Origin of the sequence: Neptuniibacter sp., assembly GCF_024231755.1 — a bacterium.
Lineage (GTDB): Bacteria > Pseudomonadota > Gammaproteobacteria > Pseudomonadales > Balneatricaceae > Neptuniibacter.
On sequence record NZ_JAAEQH010000065.1, the window covers coordinates 1 to 15,534 of the forward strand.

The 15,534-nt window shown below is 45.1% G+C and carries 17 protein-coding genes; 13 read left to right on the plus strand and 4 right to left on the minus strand.

From position 1 onward, the window contains the following. Both GY843_RS03085 and GY843_RS03090 read left to right on the plus strand, forming a co-directional pair. On the plus strand, nucleotides 1-1,117 hold a 1,117-nt coding region (locus tag GY843_RS03085), incomplete at its 5' end, for a SpoIIE family protein phosphatase (protein WP_297306403.1). 6 nt (nucleotides 1,118-1,123) lie between these two features. Then, on the plus strand, nucleotides 1,124-1,612 hold the full coding sequence (locus GY843_RS03090; protein WP_297306405.1) for an STAS domain-containing protein: 489 nt from the start codon (nucleotides 1,124-1,126) through the stop codon (nucleotides 1,610-1,612). A 35-nt stretch (nucleotides 1,613-1,647) separates the two neighbouring features. On the opposite strand, the gene amrS is transcribed toward GY843_RS03090, so the two are convergent. Further along, the gene (gene amrS, locus GY843_RS03095; protein WP_297306407.1) at nucleotides 1,648-2,715 is read right to left on the minus strand and encodes an AmmeMemoRadiSam system radical SAM enzyme; all 1,068 of its coding nucleotides are present in this window, start codon (nucleotides 2,713-2,715) and stop codon (nucleotides 1,648-1,650) included. Between the two features lie 79 nt (nucleotides 2,716-2,794). Here amrS and GY843_RS03100 point away from each other — a divergent pair, with 79 nt between their 5' ends. The 5 genes from GY843_RS03100 to GY843_RS03120 all read left to right on the plus strand — a co-directional run bounded on the left by GY843_RS03100 (nucleotide 2,795) and on the right by GY843_RS03120 (nucleotide 6,247). Then, nucleotides 2,795-3,520: an SH3 domain-containing protein gene (locus GY843_RS03100; RefSeq protein ID WP_297306409.1), complete on the plus strand. Its 726-nt coding sequence runs from the start codon at nucleotides 2,795-2,797 to the stop codon at nucleotides 3,518-3,520. 166 nt (nucleotides 3,521-3,686) lie between these two features. After that, on the plus strand, nucleotides 3,687-4,382 hold the full coding sequence (locus tag GY843_RS03105; protein ID WP_297306411.1) for a MotA/TolQ/ExbB proton channel family protein: 696 nt from the start codon (nucleotides 3,687-3,689) through the stop codon (nucleotides 4,380-4,382). Nucleotides 4,383-4,387: 5 nt separating this feature from the next. After that, nucleotides 4,388-4,996 (plus strand): hypothetical protein, encoded by a 609-nt coding sequence (locus GY843_RS03110; protein ID WP_297306413.1) that lies wholly within the window; start codon nucleotides 4,388-4,390, stop codon nucleotides 4,994-4,996. Further along, complete coding sequence (locus GY843_RS03115) at nucleotides 4,993-5,508, plus strand: hypothetical protein (protein ID WP_297306415.1); 516 nt, start codon at nucleotides 4,993-4,995, stop codon at nucleotides 5,506-5,508. The genes GY843_RS03110 and GY843_RS03115 overlap by 4 nt, the downstream gene beginning before the upstream one ends. Nucleotide 5,509: 1 nt before the next feature. Then, nucleotides 5,510-6,247 carry a hypothetical protein gene (locus tag GY843_RS03120; protein WP_297306417.1) on the plus strand — a complete coding sequence of 246 codons (738 nt, stop codon included), beginning with the start codon at nucleotides 5,510-5,512 and terminating at the stop codon, nucleotides 6,245-6,247. 61 nt (nucleotides 6,248-6,308) lie between these two features. On the opposite strand, the gene GY843_RS03125 is transcribed toward GY843_RS03120, so the two are convergent. Both GY843_RS03125 and GY843_RS03130 read right to left on the minus strand, forming a co-directional pair. Beyond that, nucleotides 6,309-7,511 carry an EAL and HDOD domain-containing protein gene (locus tag GY843_RS03125; RefSeq protein WP_297306419.1) on the minus strand — a complete coding sequence of 401 codons (1,203 nt, stop codon included), beginning with the start codon at nucleotides 7,509-7,511 and terminating at the stop codon, nucleotides 6,309-6,311. A gap of 145 nt (nucleotides 7,512-7,656) precedes the next feature. After that, the gene (locus tag GY843_RS03130; RefSeq protein ID WP_297306422.1) at nucleotides 7,657-8,451 is read right to left on the minus strand and encodes a glutathione S-transferase family protein; all 795 of its coding nucleotides are present in this window, start codon (nucleotides 8,449-8,451) and stop codon (nucleotides 7,657-7,659) included. A gap of 106 nt (nucleotides 8,452-8,557) precedes the next feature. Between GY843_RS03130 and GY843_RS03135 the strand changes: the two genes are divergently transcribed. Continuing rightward, nucleotides 8,558-9,475, plus strand: a complete 918-nt coding sequence (locus tag GY843_RS03135; RefSeq protein ID WP_297306424.1) for a LysR family transcriptional regulator — start codon at nucleotides 8,558-8,560, stop codon at nucleotides 9,473-9,475. 103 nt (nucleotides 9,476-9,578) lie between these two features. Next, on the plus strand, nucleotides 9,579-10,334 hold the full coding sequence (gene hisA / locus GY843_RS03140) for a phosphoribosylformimino-5-aminoimidazole carboxamide ribotide isomerase (RefSeq protein ID WP_297306426.1): 756 nt from the start codon (nucleotides 9,579-9,581) through the stop codon (nucleotides 10,332-10,334). Nucleotides 10,335-10,375: 41 nt separating this feature from the next. Here the strand turns inward: hisA and msrB are convergent, their stop codons facing one another. Further along, nucleotides 10,376-11,488, minus strand: a complete 1,113-nt coding sequence (msrB, locus tag GY843_RS03145) for a peptide-methionine (R)-S-oxide reductase MsrB (RefSeq protein WP_297306428.1) — start codon at nucleotides 11,486-11,488, stop codon at nucleotides 10,376-10,378. A 350-nt stretch (nucleotides 11,489-11,838) separates the two neighbouring features. Between msrB and GY843_RS03150 the strand changes: the two genes are divergently transcribed. The 4 genes from GY843_RS03150 to GY843_RS03165 are packed head-to-tail and all read left to right on the plus strand — an operon-like array spanning nucleotide 11,839 to nucleotide 15,531. Then, nucleotides 11,839-12,117, plus strand: a complete 279-nt coding sequence (locus tag GY843_RS03150; protein WP_297306430.1) for an STAS domain-containing protein — start codon at nucleotides 11,839-11,841, stop codon at nucleotides 12,115-12,117. A gap of 35 nt (nucleotides 12,118-12,152) precedes the next feature. Beyond that, the gene (locus GY843_RS03155) at nucleotides 12,153-12,515 is read left to right on the plus strand and encodes a response regulator (protein WP_297306432.1); all 363 of its coding nucleotides are present in this window, start codon (nucleotides 12,153-12,155) and stop codon (nucleotides 12,513-12,515) included. An 8-nt stretch (nucleotides 12,516-12,523) separates the two neighbouring features. Then, the gene (locus GY843_RS03160; RefSeq protein ID WP_297306434.1) at nucleotides 12,524-15,013 is read left to right on the plus strand and encodes a chemotaxis protein CheA; all 2,490 of its coding nucleotides are present in this window, start codon (nucleotides 12,524-12,526) and stop codon (nucleotides 15,011-15,013) included. Next, complete coding sequence (locus GY843_RS03165; RefSeq protein WP_297306436.1) at nucleotides 15,010-15,531, plus strand: chemotaxis protein CheW; 522 nt, start codon at nucleotides 15,010-15,012, stop codon at nucleotides 15,529-15,531. Before GY843_RS03160 ends, GY843_RS03165 begins: the two co-directional genes overlap by 4 nt. The last annotated feature ends 3 nt before the right edge of the window (nucleotides 15,532-15,534 follow it).

Below are 15,534 nucleotides of genomic sequence, written 5' to 3' on the forward strand. Positions count from 1 at the left end.
CGATTGTATTATCGATACCTGCAATAGTGCGTCGTTACCTCCGGTGAAAATCTCTACAGCATTTAGTTCTACCTATGCTCATGAACTCTTGGCTGAGAATGAGTTTTCTCTTCTCATTGTTGGAGTAGGTGAAGAACTGATGTTAGATCAGATACAAGCCTTGGCTGAACAACATGCGCCTAAGCCTCTTATTGCTATTCTTCCACCTGAGAGAGACGAATGGGTTCTCAGAGCTTTGCGTTTAGGGGCTGCTGATGTCTTTGTTCAGAATACTCTTTGTGACGAAACAGATGCTTTTGCCCATTCCGTGGCTAAGTTTCTTGCCCAGGCAGAATTGATAGAGAAAAACTTTCATTATCGTGATGAGCTTGAAAAAAGCCTGAGTGAACTGCAGGCTGACCAGCAGGCGGCACTACAGATCCAGCAGAATATGCTGCCGGACCGGCAGTTTCAGTCAGGAGTGATCAGTGCTCGTTACTTGTTGATCCCATCACTGTACTTAAGTGGCGATTTTGTTGATGTTATTGCCATTGATGAACATCGAACGCTGTTTTATCTGGCTGATGTGTCAGGGCATGGTGCTTCGTCGGCTCTGGTCACCGTTCTACTGAAAAATATGACAAACCGCCTGTTAAGAAATTTTCGGCGTGAATCCAGTTTTGACATCTTGTCACCCATAGACACTTTGTACCGAATAAACACTGAACTGCTGGATACCGAACTTGGTAAACATCTCAGTATTTTTATTGGGTTATATGATAGTGAAACCTCCAAACTAACCTATGCTGTAGGGGGGCATCACCCAATGCCTGTTCTGCGCAAAGGTGAAGAGGCTTGTTTTCTTGAGGGTAGAGGGATGCCGGTTGGGCTTTTCCCGGAGCCTTTGTTTGAAGAAAAGTCACTCCATCTGCCTTCTGAGTTTGAAATTACTCTGTTTTCGGACGGTATTCTGGAGATGCTTCCTGAAAAAGGTATGGAAGCTCAGGAAAATCGGTTATTAAATGCTGTTATTGATACTAAAGGATCAGGCCCGGAGGAGATCAAAGAGCGCTTACTTCCCGGTATAATCGATGATGCACCTGATGATATTGCGATTATGACGATTTGCAGGCAGTAACAGATAATGCAGGAAGGTTCTATTTACTCAGCGCTGGTTGACGGCAGTTATGTCCTGAAGTTTTTCGGAGACGTAAGGTTAACTCTGTGTTCATCGCTGGATTGCCATTTGGAAGAATCTCTGGCTTCTCCTGAGGTTAAAGAGATCCTCATTGATCTAACTCAGACAGAGGGAATCGATAGCACTTCCCTTGGTTTGATTGCCAAGCTGTCTATCAAAGCTCAAAAGCGCGGTCTGGAAAAACCGGCGTTGGTATCTACAAACCCGGATATTACCCGTATTCTTCTGACGATGGGTTTTGATCATGTCTTTGTATTGCTTGATCAACTGCCATCAAGTGTTCAGGAATTGAAGAAACTTCCACTGGTGCAAGAATCTGTGGAAGAGATGCAACAGCGAATCATTGCTGCACACCGTGTGTTGATGGATCTGAATGAATCCAATCGTGAAGCGTTTCAGGATTTGGTATCTACACTCGAATCAATCGATAAATAAGCATGATCGGTTAGTTAGCGACTTGCCCCTTTGATTCATACCCTTATTGCTTGCCGCTTAGCTCCCCAGCTTCCTGGTTGTTTTTCAAAAACGCCATGCAGAGCTGTTCTGCACTTTAGGCATCTACCGTGGCTGTCCAGATTCCATCTGCCCAGCTCATACCAACAGCGCTCTATCAGTAGCTCACCACAGTTATGGCAGTAGGTGCTGCTACCCGAAGTGTCATAGACATTTCCGGTATAGGGGTAATAAATACCGTTTTTTATCGCGATCTCTCTGGCGCGGGTTAGTGTTTCTGGTGATGTTCTGGGTTTATCCAGCATCTTCCAGTCCGGGTGGAACGCGGTGAAATGTACAGGGACTTCTGGCCCTAGATTTTCTCTGACCCAGCCACAAAGCGCTTCCAATTCTTGATTGCTGTCGTTTTCATCTGGGATAAGCAATGTTGTGATTTCAAACCAGATATCAGTTTCATGTTTCAGGTAGAGAAGGGTATCTAGAGCAGTTTTGAGATCTCCCCCACAGATTCTCTTGTAGAACTTTTCATTGAAAGCTTTCAGATCAATATTGGCAGCGTCCATACCGGAGAAAAAAAATTTGCGCGGATCTTCACAAATATAACCGGCGCTTACAGCCACAGTTTTAAGCTGTTTTTCATGGCATGCTTCAGCAATATCCAGAGCATATTCCATAAAGATAACCGGATCGTTATAGGTGAATGCCACGCCCATACAACCGTAGTTTAATGCTGCTTCAGCTATTTGCTCTGGGAGCGCCTTGCCAGTCAGGGTGTCCATCTCCCGGGATTTACTCATATCCCAGTTCTGACAGAATTTGCAGGTCAGATTACAGCCGGCGGTTCCAAAGGAGAGAATAGGTTGCCCTGGAAGGTAATGGTTGAGAGGTTTTTTTTCTACTGGATCAATGCAAAAGCCACTGGAGCGTCCCCAGGTGTAGAGCTTTATTGAGCTGTCCTCGCAACCCCGCACGAAACAAAGCCCCCTTTGTCCCTCTTTCAGTCGACAAAACCGAGGGCATAGATCACATTGAATTCTGCCGTCTTCCAAAGTGTGCCAGAACTGGGTAGGGTGGGGAGCAGACATAAAGCATTATTCCTAGATACTCTCTGCTTAAGTATAGGATTGAAAGGTGGGAGTGAGGAATTAGATAAGGGTATACAGAATGTTGTTACGTTTAATTTGCTTATTGAGTCTGGGTTTATTTTCACTATCTGTATGCGCGGATGGACGTTACAGCTCTAAAGTTTATATTCCTAACCAATACCAGCCAGATGATTCGTTAATTAGTTTTACCTCCCAATTAGACAAGTTGGCTGAGAAAAAAGACCTTTCTATGCTGCTGACGCGAGTTGATAAGCGGTTTTATATTTCCCGTGATTTTGGTGGGATGTTCAACCCGGAACACAGTCATGAACAAAATTTCATCAATATATTTTCATTGGATGACTCTAAACTTCGCGAGGAGTTTAGAGGTTCCGGTTGGGCTATGTTTAAGAAACTTCTGAATGAGAGAAGCTTTCAGAAGGTGAAAGGAGATATCTGCTCTCCAGCAAATGTGCTTCCGGTTAAGGATAATCTTCCTGATGAGTTCTGGTTAAGTTGGGGTTATGTAGCCGGCGAGGATGTTTTTGTGAGGTCTGAACCCAATCTGCAAGCTGAGCCTATTGATAGCCTTTCTTATGAGGTTATTGAGCCGGTAGAGGGGATGCAGGGGGATCGTGTAAAAGGGCTAAATGGCCAAGGTTTATGGATTAAGGTTAATACTCCCCGTGGTAAACAGGGGTATATGTATTCAACCTATTTCGACAATTTCCTTAAAGCACAAATCTGTTATAGGCAAGTTTCTGGGCAGTGGAAAATTATCGGTTTTGTTGGTGGCGGTGATTAAAGGCACTTACACAGATATTTTTCTCTTTAGTGCTTAACGGACCTTCTTTGGTTCTGTTTCGGTGCTATTTTGGTTCTGTTTTGTTGTTGTAGGCGTGTCGCTGTGCCGATATTTGCAGTGACCTCGTTTATAGTTTGGTTAAGGAACAGAAATCTGGGATAAGTTTATGCCATCGTCCAGTTCGTATCGGATCTTTTTATACTGGTTATTGTTAGCCGGTTTGATAGTTTCAGCTGTATTTGTCAGCTGGGATCTTGGTGTACTGGAAAAAATCCTAGTAGAAGACATTACACGGATCAGTGTTATCGTCTTGTTGCTACTCTTTCTTGCTTCCATGCATTGTGGTTACCGCAGTTGGTACCTGACTCGCCAGTTGCTGATGCATGAACATCTTCGTACAAATTTCAGTGGTTTAACCGATGAAAACTATCCTCCTTTCCCTAAAGGGGTATCAGTCATTCAGGACTATCTTACCGGTCTAAGCAATGGGGATTCTGAACAGGATAAAACGCTTTTATCTGAGGTTATGGCTGAATCTTTGAGGGGATCGCATCAGGTAGGTTGGTTTATTTCCGGCCTGGTTATTAAATTGGGTTTGCTTGGTACCGTAATCGGCTTTGTGTTGATGCTGGGTTCTATATCTGGATTAGAGAATCTGGATATCTCGGATATTAAGCAACTTATGACGCAAATGACCCAGGGTATGGGAGTAGCGATGAACACCACTATGGTGGGATTAGTCAGTAGTATGTTACTTGGGTTGCAGTATCTGCTTTTGGATCGTTGTGCTGATGGCGTCGTTGCAGAAGGTGTCAGTTTAGGCCAGGAGTTCTGCAATCAAAATCAGGATGATAATGAGTAATCCTCATGGCTCTTTTTCAGCGTAAGTCCAGTTTTGATATTGATCCCTTTACGGATCTGCTGTTCAACGCGCTGTTGACGTTCACCTTTCTCTTTCTAATCGCTCTGTTGTTGCTTAATCCTCCAGCAAAAACCGGAATCATTGATCCTAAAGCTGAGTTTCTGATTACAGTCAGTTGGCCAGATGGTGACCCGAATGATATCGACGTCTGGGCCACGGGCCCCAATGGTAAGAAAGTCTGGTACAAGCGTACACAGGACGGTTTGATGCATCTGGATAGGGATGATCGGGGGCTGGCCAATGATACGCAGGTCGTAAATGGCAAAGAGATTATTAATCCTCTGAATCAGGAAGTGTTAACCCTCCGCGGTCGTCCGCCGGGAGAATATATTATTAACGTGCATTACTTTAAAACTGAAAACCAGGTAGAGGTTCCAGTGACGGTATATCTGGCAGAGGTTAATCCCCAAATGAAGGTGTTGCATTACCACACCTCTTTGTTGGCGAAAGAGGGGGATGAAGCGACAGCTATTCGTTTTACCCTGACCCCGTCTGGCAAAGTGACCAATATTAATCAGCTACAGAAAAGTTTAGTGAAGGCGAACGCAAAATGAGTGAAGTGTTGCTGAGTTTGAGTATTGCGTATGTGTTTTTGGCAGCGCTGCTGCTACTTGCATTGATCTATAGCCGTTTACACTGGTTATTGAAAGTGGGTTTGGTAACCGTGGCTTTAGTTTTTTATTGGTTAAGTTATCAGGGCTGGAAAGAGACGCAGGGCTGGCCTACCACCACTGCATTGCCTGAGCGTTTCCTGCTGCATTCTGCTGTTATTGAAGAGCCTGATAAGGAGTTGGGAACACAGGGGAGTATTTTTATCTGGGTTTCTGATCTAAAAACGTTTAAGCCTGCTGAACAACCTCGTTCCTATCGCCTTGAATACGACCAGGGGACTCATGGGAAGGTAGAGGATGCACTGCGAGAGATGCAAAACGGCAATCTGCAGATTGGTGAGATAAATCCAGCGGCAGAATTGAAAGAGAGTAGTAAAGACCAGAAACGTATGGGGCTAAAATATCCTGGCCTTGAATTCGTCAAACTACCTGACCCTGCACTTCCGGAGAAGTGACATGAGAAGTGATATGAGAAGTGGGGTTAAGAGTCTTCTAGTCTTAATATTGTTAGGTGCTCTTTCTGCTTGTCAGTCAGATATTCCTGAGAACGATTACTTCCCGTTGCATAAGGGAGTTGTTTGGCATTATGAAGTGACTAACCAGTGGGCTGATCAGGTAGATATTGAGCAATTTTCTATCACCAATTTGGGGCCAGTGCAGATGTCGGGTGACTATGCGGATCAACCGGTCTCGGTGCGTAGAAGTAGTGATGGCACTGATTACTACATCCTGCAGGATGATACAGGAAGCCATCGCATAGGTAAGCGGACAGTTGTTGAGCTGAAACCTGTTATTGATAAAGCTGAGCGAAAAATACTTCCGGGATATGCTGATCTGGAGGAGGGGCGCTTCTGGACGTTGGAGAGCCAGCCTTTTATCTTACGTGGCACAGGTTTTCATTCGTTACCTGATCCCAGCCTGAAAAAGTTTACCATGACTAATGAGATTACCGAGGTTGACGCTACGGTGACGGTTCCGGCCGGAACCTTTAGTGGTTGTGTAGTCATTACCGGTGTCGGAATAATCAGTATCTATGCAGACCCCCGTCTTGGTTATCAGGATATCGAAATCGTTCAAACTGAGTGGTATGCACCAGGGGTAGGCTTGGTTAAACTGCTGCGGGAAGAGCCCATGGATTTGCCGATGTTTAAGGGCGGTACGGTTAGTTTTGAGCTGGAACGTTTTGAGCCTTAAAAAGTGCAAAAATGTGCAAGTAATGGGACCTATGTTGATTGTCTTTGGCTATCCGCCAGTATTAATGTAATTCTTTCATAGTGCCCAGAACCCAATTCAGGCTTTCCTCCTGAACAGCAGCTAAGGCTTCAATATTTTCTTCACTTAGCTGATCCCATTCTGCAGCCATATAGTGTTTAACTTCCTCCAGCTGTTGGCCGAGAGGGCCTTCGTGGGAAAGTAGTGCTTGCTGTATTTCGGTTGAGATGGGTAACTGAACCATGACCTCTTCCAGTTCAAGGTTCAGCATCGCGTCAATGCCGGATAACATACCGGTCATAAAAGCTGAGCATGGATTGACGTTGGAATAGCATTTAGCACTGAGTTCACACATGCGAGCCCGGGTCAGGATTTCGCGGATAAGCTCATTTGCGTTGCTGTTGCTTTGGGTAACTGTGATTAACAGAGCCCACTTTTTTAATTCATCCAGGCCCAGTGCAATGATGGCTTCATTGATGCTGGAGATCTCCCTGGATAGGGCAAATCGGGCTGAGTTTACAATCTTGAGTATGCGCAATACCAGTTCAGGATCACGGCTGATTATCTCTTGAAGTGATTCTGGACTTGCATCGGGATTATCCAGTTCTGCCAGCAACAGAATCATCGTTGCATCATTAGCCGTCAGTTTTCGACCTTCTACAAGCTGAGGGTGGCAGAAGAAGTATCCCTGAAAAAGCTTGAAGCCCAGACTTTTGCAATACTCAAACTCCTGGTGGGTTTCTACCTTTTCAGCAAGCAAGGTTACATTGTGTTTTTTTAGCTCACCTATGTGACGGATAAGCTGAGCGGGGGATAGCTGTTGTATATCAATTTTTACGATCTTGGCTAGCTGTAGTGCTGGGTTCCAACTCTCATCGTAAATAAAATCATCCAACGCTAGGCGATAGCCTGCGTCAGTTATAAGCCTCATGCGCTGCAGAATATCGTCAGTGAGCGATACATCTTCTAGTACTTCAAGCACAAGTGCTTCAGGCTTTAGTGCGGGGAGATTACCGTTGTATAACCAATCAGCATTGAAGTTGATAAATGCAGGAAGAGTTTTGACTTTGCCATTCTGCAATATGCTGCTGTAAGCATGAAGCAGGACCTCAGCAGTAGCTTGGGTGCCGTTGAACGGAATTCCCGGGCCACTACCTTCTGCATCACGGTAAAGTAGCTCATACGCGATAGTATTAAGGTCTTTATCGAATATCGGTTGCCGAGCTAATAAAATTGAAGAGGCCACAATCCCTAAGTTCTCTACAGCATCAATGTCATTGTTATTATTTTTGTTTAAAACATCATAGAGGGTAATTTTTTGAAATGCGAGGTTTTGTTGGAGAGCATTATGTTTACGAGGATAGGTTTAAACCTATCCTCGTTCAGATGAATCAATTCATCGATTTCAGGTGGCGCTGAATTACCTCCCAAGCTTCTTGCCCTTTATTGCGCAGATCAGCCAGAACCTCTTCACTGAAGTCGCTAGATACTGCTTCCTGGTAGGATTGTCGCTGCGAACATTTTTCAAACCAGGCGGCAACCTTTGGACAATCGGCATACATGCCCTGCCAGCCAAACTGATAGATGGTTTGGAAGTAGGGAGCCATACAGATATCGGCCAAGGATATCTGGTCACCTATTAGCCATTCATGCTGCTGTAGAGCCTTCTCCATCTGGAGAATAGTTTTTCGATAGATGGCAACCGAATCTACTACATCAGGAGCTTCCAGACCCATTGATACCAAGCGTTTTTGGCGCTCTCGACGCGGTTTCTCCGGAATCTGGTCAAGTAGGCGCTGACGTTCTTCCTCACTTTTTTCCATCATGCTAGGGCGCATAACCAGTGGCCACTGAAGGGCACCACATGAAGGATGGAGTTTTACGTCGATATGTTTCATCCAAAAACGCATCTGGGAACGTTGGTAATCATCTTCTGGATTTAAGCGCGGTTCGGGGAAAGCATCATCGAGGTATTCGCAAATGATGCTGGATTCGATAATAGGTTTTTCGTCGTGCACCAGAGTAGGTACAACGCCCAGCGGATTGAGTTTTAAATATTCCGGTTGCAGATTTTCCTTCTGTGCCAGGTCAACATGTACTGCATTCCAGTCCAATCCTTTTTCCGCAAGAACGATTCTGACTTTTTGAGCGCAGGGTGACATGGGATGGGTGTATAACTTAATCATGGTTTGGTCTCACTTTTTTCTATGAGAATAGGTAGATTGAACTTGTTGATAAATGGCATAGATGTCATATGATTTATGAAATAAATTCAAAAGTGTGGAATGTGCTGTGAATCGTTGGTCAGAGATGCAAGCGTTTGTGGAATCTGTAAAAGAAGGAAGCTTTACTGCAGCGGGCCAAAATCTTCAGTTGTCACCCTCTGCGGTGAGTAAATTGATTAGCCGTTTAGAAGCTAGGTTGGCTGTTCGGTTATTGAATCGAACAACGCGGCAGATCAGTCTTACGGAAGCAGGGCAAAGCTTTTATCAACGTTGCTGCGAAATTTTGCATGAACTCGACGATGCGGAGACTGAGTTAACTGAGTTGGGGCAAACGCCCCGAGGCCGTTTAAAAGTCAACTGCTCGCCAGGTTTTGCTAAGCATCAGGTTCTACCGTTATTACCTGAGTTTCAGCTACTTTATCCTGATCTCTCCATCGAACTGCAATTAACCGGACAGGCCGTTGATTTGGTTTCAGAAGGTATTGATCTGGCGATACGTTTGGGCAACCTTGAAGATAGCAGTCTTGTCGCCCGTTCATTAGGTAAGTCGAAGCGTTTTATCTGTGCAAGTCCGGCTTATATTGAGTGCAAAGGTAAACCCAGTATCCCTGATGAGTTACAACAACATAACTGTCTTCGCCTATCTACCAGTGAGGTGTTTAATCAATGGCGTTTTACCGCGGAGGACAAGGAACACTTTGTCAGCGCGAAAGGTAACTTTATTACTGATAATGTTGAGGCGCTTTACGAGTATGCGCTGCAGGGTGGTGGGATTGTACGCTTATCCGGTTTTATGGTGGAAGAAGATATATCTCAAGGGCGCTTAATTCCGTTGCTGACCGAGTATGAAACGGATCCGCAGTGGGTAAATGTTCTTTATCCCCACCGTACTTTTTTGCCTGTAAAAGTAAAAGTGTTTATTGAATTTCTGCAGCAGAGATTGGCTAATGCCAGTTGGTCTGTAGCAGGGGGCGAACTTAATTGAGTTGCTGGTTGCTATGTATAAGAGATGTTTGCAGTAATGAAGCTTGGTAGAATGCCCAGTTATAAATCCCGGAACAGAACCCTATAGAAAAAGGCGGATTGATTTGACCAAGTTTAGACCCTGTATAGATCTGCATCAGGGGCAGGTAAAACAGATTGTAGGTGGTAGTTTAAATGATCAGGGTGCTGATACTAATTATGTCAGTCCCTATGATGCCAAGTACTATGCAGACCTATATCGCCAGCATGATCTGACGGGTGGTCATGTGATCGCTTTGGGGCCCGGGAACAAAGAACAGGCGTTGCTAGCGCTGAAAACCTGGCCAGGTGGGTTACAGTTTGGCGGAGGTGTTAATGCGGATAATGCTGCAGATTTTCTTGATGCTGGCGCCTCTCACGTCATCGTTACGTCTTATCTTTTTGAGAATGGTCAATTCAGCTGGCAACGTCTGGAACAGGTTAAAGCTGTAACGGGTGCGGAGCGCTTAATCCTTGACCTGAGTTGTCGTCGTACGGAGTCGGGCTGGAATATAGCAACAGACCGTTGGCAGACTGTGACGGAAACTGCCGTAAACAGCGATACGCTAGAGCAGCTTAGTGAACACTGTGCAGAGTTTTTGATCCATGCTGCAGATGTGGAAGGCTTGCAGGCGGGGATCGATCAAGAGCTGGTAGAGATGCTAGGTCAGCATTGCTCAATTCCTGTTACCTATGCTGGTGGCGCGAGAGCTCTGCAAGATCTGGAGCTGGTTGATCAGTTATCCGGTGGTAAGGTCGATCTTACAATCGGCAGCGCATTAGATATTTTTGGTGGTGATGGGGTCACTCTGGAAGAGTGTATTGCTTGGAATAATCGATAATATATAACGGGGCAGTGAAAAACTGCCCCGTTATTTCATTCCTATTTTTCGAACAGATCTAAATACTTCTCATACCCTCTTTGAGTTAATTCCTCTTTCGGAATAAAACTCAGGGATGCCGAATTAATGCAGTAACGTAAACCTGTTGGAGCTGGGCCGTCTGGGAAGACATGTCCCAGATGTGAATCGGCGATTGGGCTGCGCACTTCCACTCGCTTCATGAACAATGTGTTGTCGGCTTTTTCTACAATAGATACGCCTTGTATCGGCTGCGTAAAGCTAGGCCAGCCTGTACCTGATTTATATTTGTCTGTGGATGAGAACAGGGGTTCGCCACTAACAATATCTACATAGATACCTTCACGTTTCTCATCCCAGAACTCGTTACTGAAGGCGCGTTCAGTACCATCTTCCTGAGTGACCTTATATTGTAACTCTGACAATGTTTTGCGCAGATACAGCTCCGATGGTTTAACGTATTTCGTAGCTGGTTCATCTGCAGTTGAAGCCTGATTTCTGAATTTGGAGTAATCAAATTTATAATCTTCACCCCAGACCTTTGCCAGAAACTGATCGCGGCCAGAACCGTTGCGGTAGTACTTGTAGCGGAGAGGATTTTTTACATGGTAATCCTGGTGATACTCCTCAGCAGGGTAGAAGCTCTTGAACGGAGCTATTTCTGTAGCAAGTTTTATGGTGTACGCGCCGCTATCTTTCAGGGATTGAATTGATCTGCTGATCGCTTCTTTTTGTGCATCATTATGATAATAAACGGCAGGGCGGTATTGTTTGCCTCTGTCGACAAACTGCCCATCACCATCGCCGGGGTTCATTACACGCCACAGTCTATGCAGCAAACCTTCATAGGAGATTACATCTGGGTTGTAGTAGATCTGAATCGCCTCTGTATGTTTGGTTTTTCCGCCGGAGACTTCTTTGTAAGTTGGGTTGGCTTTTTCACCGCCGCTATAGCCGGATATAACTTGTACTACGCCATCCAACTTTTCAAAGTCAGATTCGGTACACCAGAAACAACCACCGGCGAAAGTAGCAACAGCGGTCTTATGGGAAGGTGTGGTGCTTTCTGCATGTGCTTGTAGATTAGCTCCCAGTACACAAGCGAGAGCCAATGGCAGTATTAACCGGTTATTCATAACGATCTACCCAAGTGGATTAGTTAACAGAGTTCTTCTCAATATGGATCGTTAGAGGGTGGATGTGGTGATTGGTTCAATATCGATCATTGCAGGAAAGGTAATTGGTGTTTTAATGAACAGTTGTGTTTGCATCCAAAAGCGTTGCTTAAAACAACTGGTCGCAAGACTGTTTATTCTTCCGTTTAATACTAAAAAAGTACTTTGAATTCATGTATCTTCATCTAAAAGCCTTTGACATATTGCTGTAGTTAAGCGAGTTTTATAATACAGAAAAAGCTTAGGGATTTTACTTACCCTCATTTGATTGGGTATTAAGCAGATCTGAGCGAGTGAATAAGGATAATATTATGAGCGCCGAGAGTACTCTGAAACTGCCAGAAGAGTTATCCATTGCTAACGTGGCTGAGTGGAAAAGTAAGCTTTCCTCTTTACTGCATGAATCATCTCCTCTGACGTTGGATGCTGAAGAGCTGTCCCGGGTGGATACGGCTGCAATTCAATTGCTCGCGGCCTTTACTGTAAAAGTGCAAGGTTCAGATATGGAACTACACTGGAGTAACCCATCTGAAGCATTAAAGAAAACAGCACAGCAGTTAGGTATGCTTGAGAGTTTAGTGTTGGACTGACCGCAATGCGGCAGGAAAAAATTGGAGAAACATGAATGGCTTCCATTCTAGTAGTAGATGATTCTGCTTCATTAAGAAATATGGTGACTTTTACCCTTAAACAGGAGGGTTACCAGGTTGTTGAAGCAGGTGATGGTAAAGAGGCATTGGATAAAGCCAGAACCGGTCGCTTTGATCTGGTATTGACTGATGTGAACATGCCAGTGATGGACGGTATAACCTTCTGTACTGAACTGCGCAAACTACCTGCCTTTAAGTTTACGCCTGTACTGGTTCTGACTACTGAAAGTTCACCAGAGATGAAGCAGCGTGGTAAAGCTGCGGGAGCAACTGGATGGTTAGTTAAGCCATTCAACCCTGAAAAATTACTGAGCACTATTAAACGCGTTGTACGGTAATACCCAATATGAGTATTGATCTATCCCAGTTTATAGCGACTTTCCTCGAGGAGAGTTACGAAGGTCTGGAAATAATGGAGTCCAGCCTGCTCAATTTGGATTCAGCAGATGAAGAAACGATCAATACTATCTTCAGGGCAGCGCATTCCATAAAAGGTGGTGCAGGTACCTTCGGTTTTAATGAGGTTGCGGACTTTACCCATGTAGTGGAAACACTTCTGGATGAGTTGCGAAGTGGCAAGCAGAATACAACACCTGATCTGGTAAACCTGCTTCTTGAGTCTGTTGACTGTATTAAGGCTTTGCTGGAAGCCGCTCAGGATGGCCCGGATGCTGATCCAGGAATGATCCAAAATGTACATGATCGTTTGCAGCAAGCCTTAGGGGCTGAGCCATCACCTGCGCCAGATAGTGTTTCTGTTGGTTCAGAAGAACGCACTGATACCAGCGACAGTGCTGGAAATAATGGAAAAGAAGCTTGGGAAATTATTTTTATTCCCAATACTGATCTCCTACAGTGTGGCCATGAGCCTGCCTTTATGTTTGAAGCGCTGGCAGATCTTGGCGATTTAAATGCAGAACCTAATCTCAATAAACTCCCAGATTACTCAACGCTGAACCCTGAAGAGGTTCATATTAGTTGGAGACTTGTTCTCGAATCTGATTGCAGCGAAGACGATGTACGTGAGGTCTTCGAATGGGTCGAGGATGAGTGTGAGCTGCAGGTTAACCGAATTACTATTGATGCTTGCGTTACGGCTACTGAGATTGCTGAATCTGGCTGGAAGATCTCCTTTGTACCGGAATCGACTCTTTTAGAAACCGGTAACGAGCCAAGCTTTATGTTTGAGGCTCTTGCTGATCTGGGTGATATTTCGGTTGATGTTCATACCTCTAAACTGCCAGTGTGGGATCAGTTGGATCCAGAAAAGGTCTATCTGTCATGGGATATCACCCTGATATCCGATTGTACAGAGGAAGAGGTTCGTGAGGTCTTTGAATGGGTAGAGGACGAGTGCGAGCTTAGCGTAACGGCAATAGAAAGCAGTTCTTCTGTACAACAGGTTGAAACTCCAGCAGGGGCTACTCAGCCTGCTGAAGTAGAAATTGCACCAGCTATTGATACTGCAACATCACTCGAAACTTCTACTCCAACACCTGCACCAGTAGCAGCTCAACCTGCGCCTGCTAAACCCGCTTCGAAATCTGCAGCTAGTACAGCCGCCCGTAAACCTAAAGCAGCTGCTGAAAGTAGTTCTATTCGAGTAGATACAGATAAGATTGATGCCCTGATTAACCGTGTTGGCGAGTTGGTTATTACCCAGGCGATGCTGGGTCAGGTCGGAGAAGAGTTGGCAGAGATTGCAGCAGGATCTGAAGTCGAGCGTCTTCAGTCCGGTTTGGATCAGTTGGAGCGTAATACACGAGACCTGCAGGAAGATGTCATGCGGGTTCGTATGCTGCCAATCAGTTTTGTGTTTAATCGCTTCCCGCGGCTGGTTCACGATGTCAGTGGCAAGTTGGGTAAGAAAGTTGAGCTGGTTATTACCGGTGAACAGACCGAGATCGACAAAACTGTGATGGAAAAGATTGGTGACCCTATGGTTCATCTGATCCGTAATTCACTTGATCATGGTCTAGAGTCTCCTGAAGAACGCTTGGCGGCAGGTAAACCTGAAACAGGCAAAGTACAACTTGATGCGTACCATCAGGGTGGCTTTATCATCATTGATATTATTGATGATGGTCGGGGTTTGAATACCCAGAAAATCTACGAAAAAGCGCTGGAAAATGGCTTAATTACTGCGGATCAACAACTCTCTGATAGTGAAATAAATGAGCTGATTTTCAAAGCCGGTTTCTCAACCGCCGATGCTGTAAGCGACCTGTCTGGACGTGGTGTCGGCATGGACGTAGTGCGGCGAAATATTGAGTCCCTGGGTGGACATGTACGAGTTAAATCGGAACCGGGTTATGGTTCTACCTTTAGTGTCAGCTTGCCGCTTACGTTGGCGATTCTGGATGGCCAGTTGATCCGTATTCTGGATGAAACCTATATCATTCCGTTGGTTTCTATCGTAGAAACTATCTTGGCTGACAAGAAAGCGATGAGCCCTATCGCCGGTGAAAATAAATTGCTTCATTTCCGGGATGAGTATATCCCTCTGATCAATCTGCGCTCGTTGTTTAAATTACCGCAGCCCGAAAATGAGGCTGACAACAGCCTGATTGCGATAGTTGAAAATGGTGGTCAGAAGGTAGGGCTTGTAGTCGATGAACTATACGGCCAGCAGCAGGTAGTTATTAAAAGTCTGGAAGTTAACTTTAAACGCATAGAAGGCTTTGCGGGTGCGACTATCTTGGGTGACGGTAGCGTTGCTCTGATTCTGGATATTGCAGGGTTGATGAAAAGAGGCCTGGACCATGAAACGGCTCGGGCTGCGAAAAAGCGTAATGAGATCTTCAAAAACGATTCTAGTCAGGGAGTTGTTGCATGACAGATCAGGAGTGGCAGGAACAATCGGACATGCTTGAGCAGAGAACCGATGGTCAACAGTTTTTAAGTTTCCTGCTTGATGATGAAGAATATGGCATTGATATTCTACGGGTACAGGAATTAAGAGGCTGGACTCCAGTCACTCATGTGCCGGATATGCCTGAATACCTCAAGGGTGTTCTGAACCTAAGGGGCGCAATTATCCCGGTTATTGATTTAAGGGAGCGTTTTGGTCTGGAAACCGTTGAGTATGGGCCAACCACAGTAGTTATTGTGGTGAAAGTTGATAGCGGCAGTTGCGAACGCATTATGGGAATTATCGTTGATGCTGTAGCTGAGACTTACACCTTATCTCAGGATGAGATTCAGCCTTCACCGCAGATTGGTGGGGTTATAAATACAGAGTTCATCATGGGATTGGTAGCTCACGATGAAAAAATGATCGTCCTGATGGATATCGATGAATTAATGAATTCCGGTGAACTGGCGATTGAACAGCCAGAACGAAGTGAAGCTTAGGCA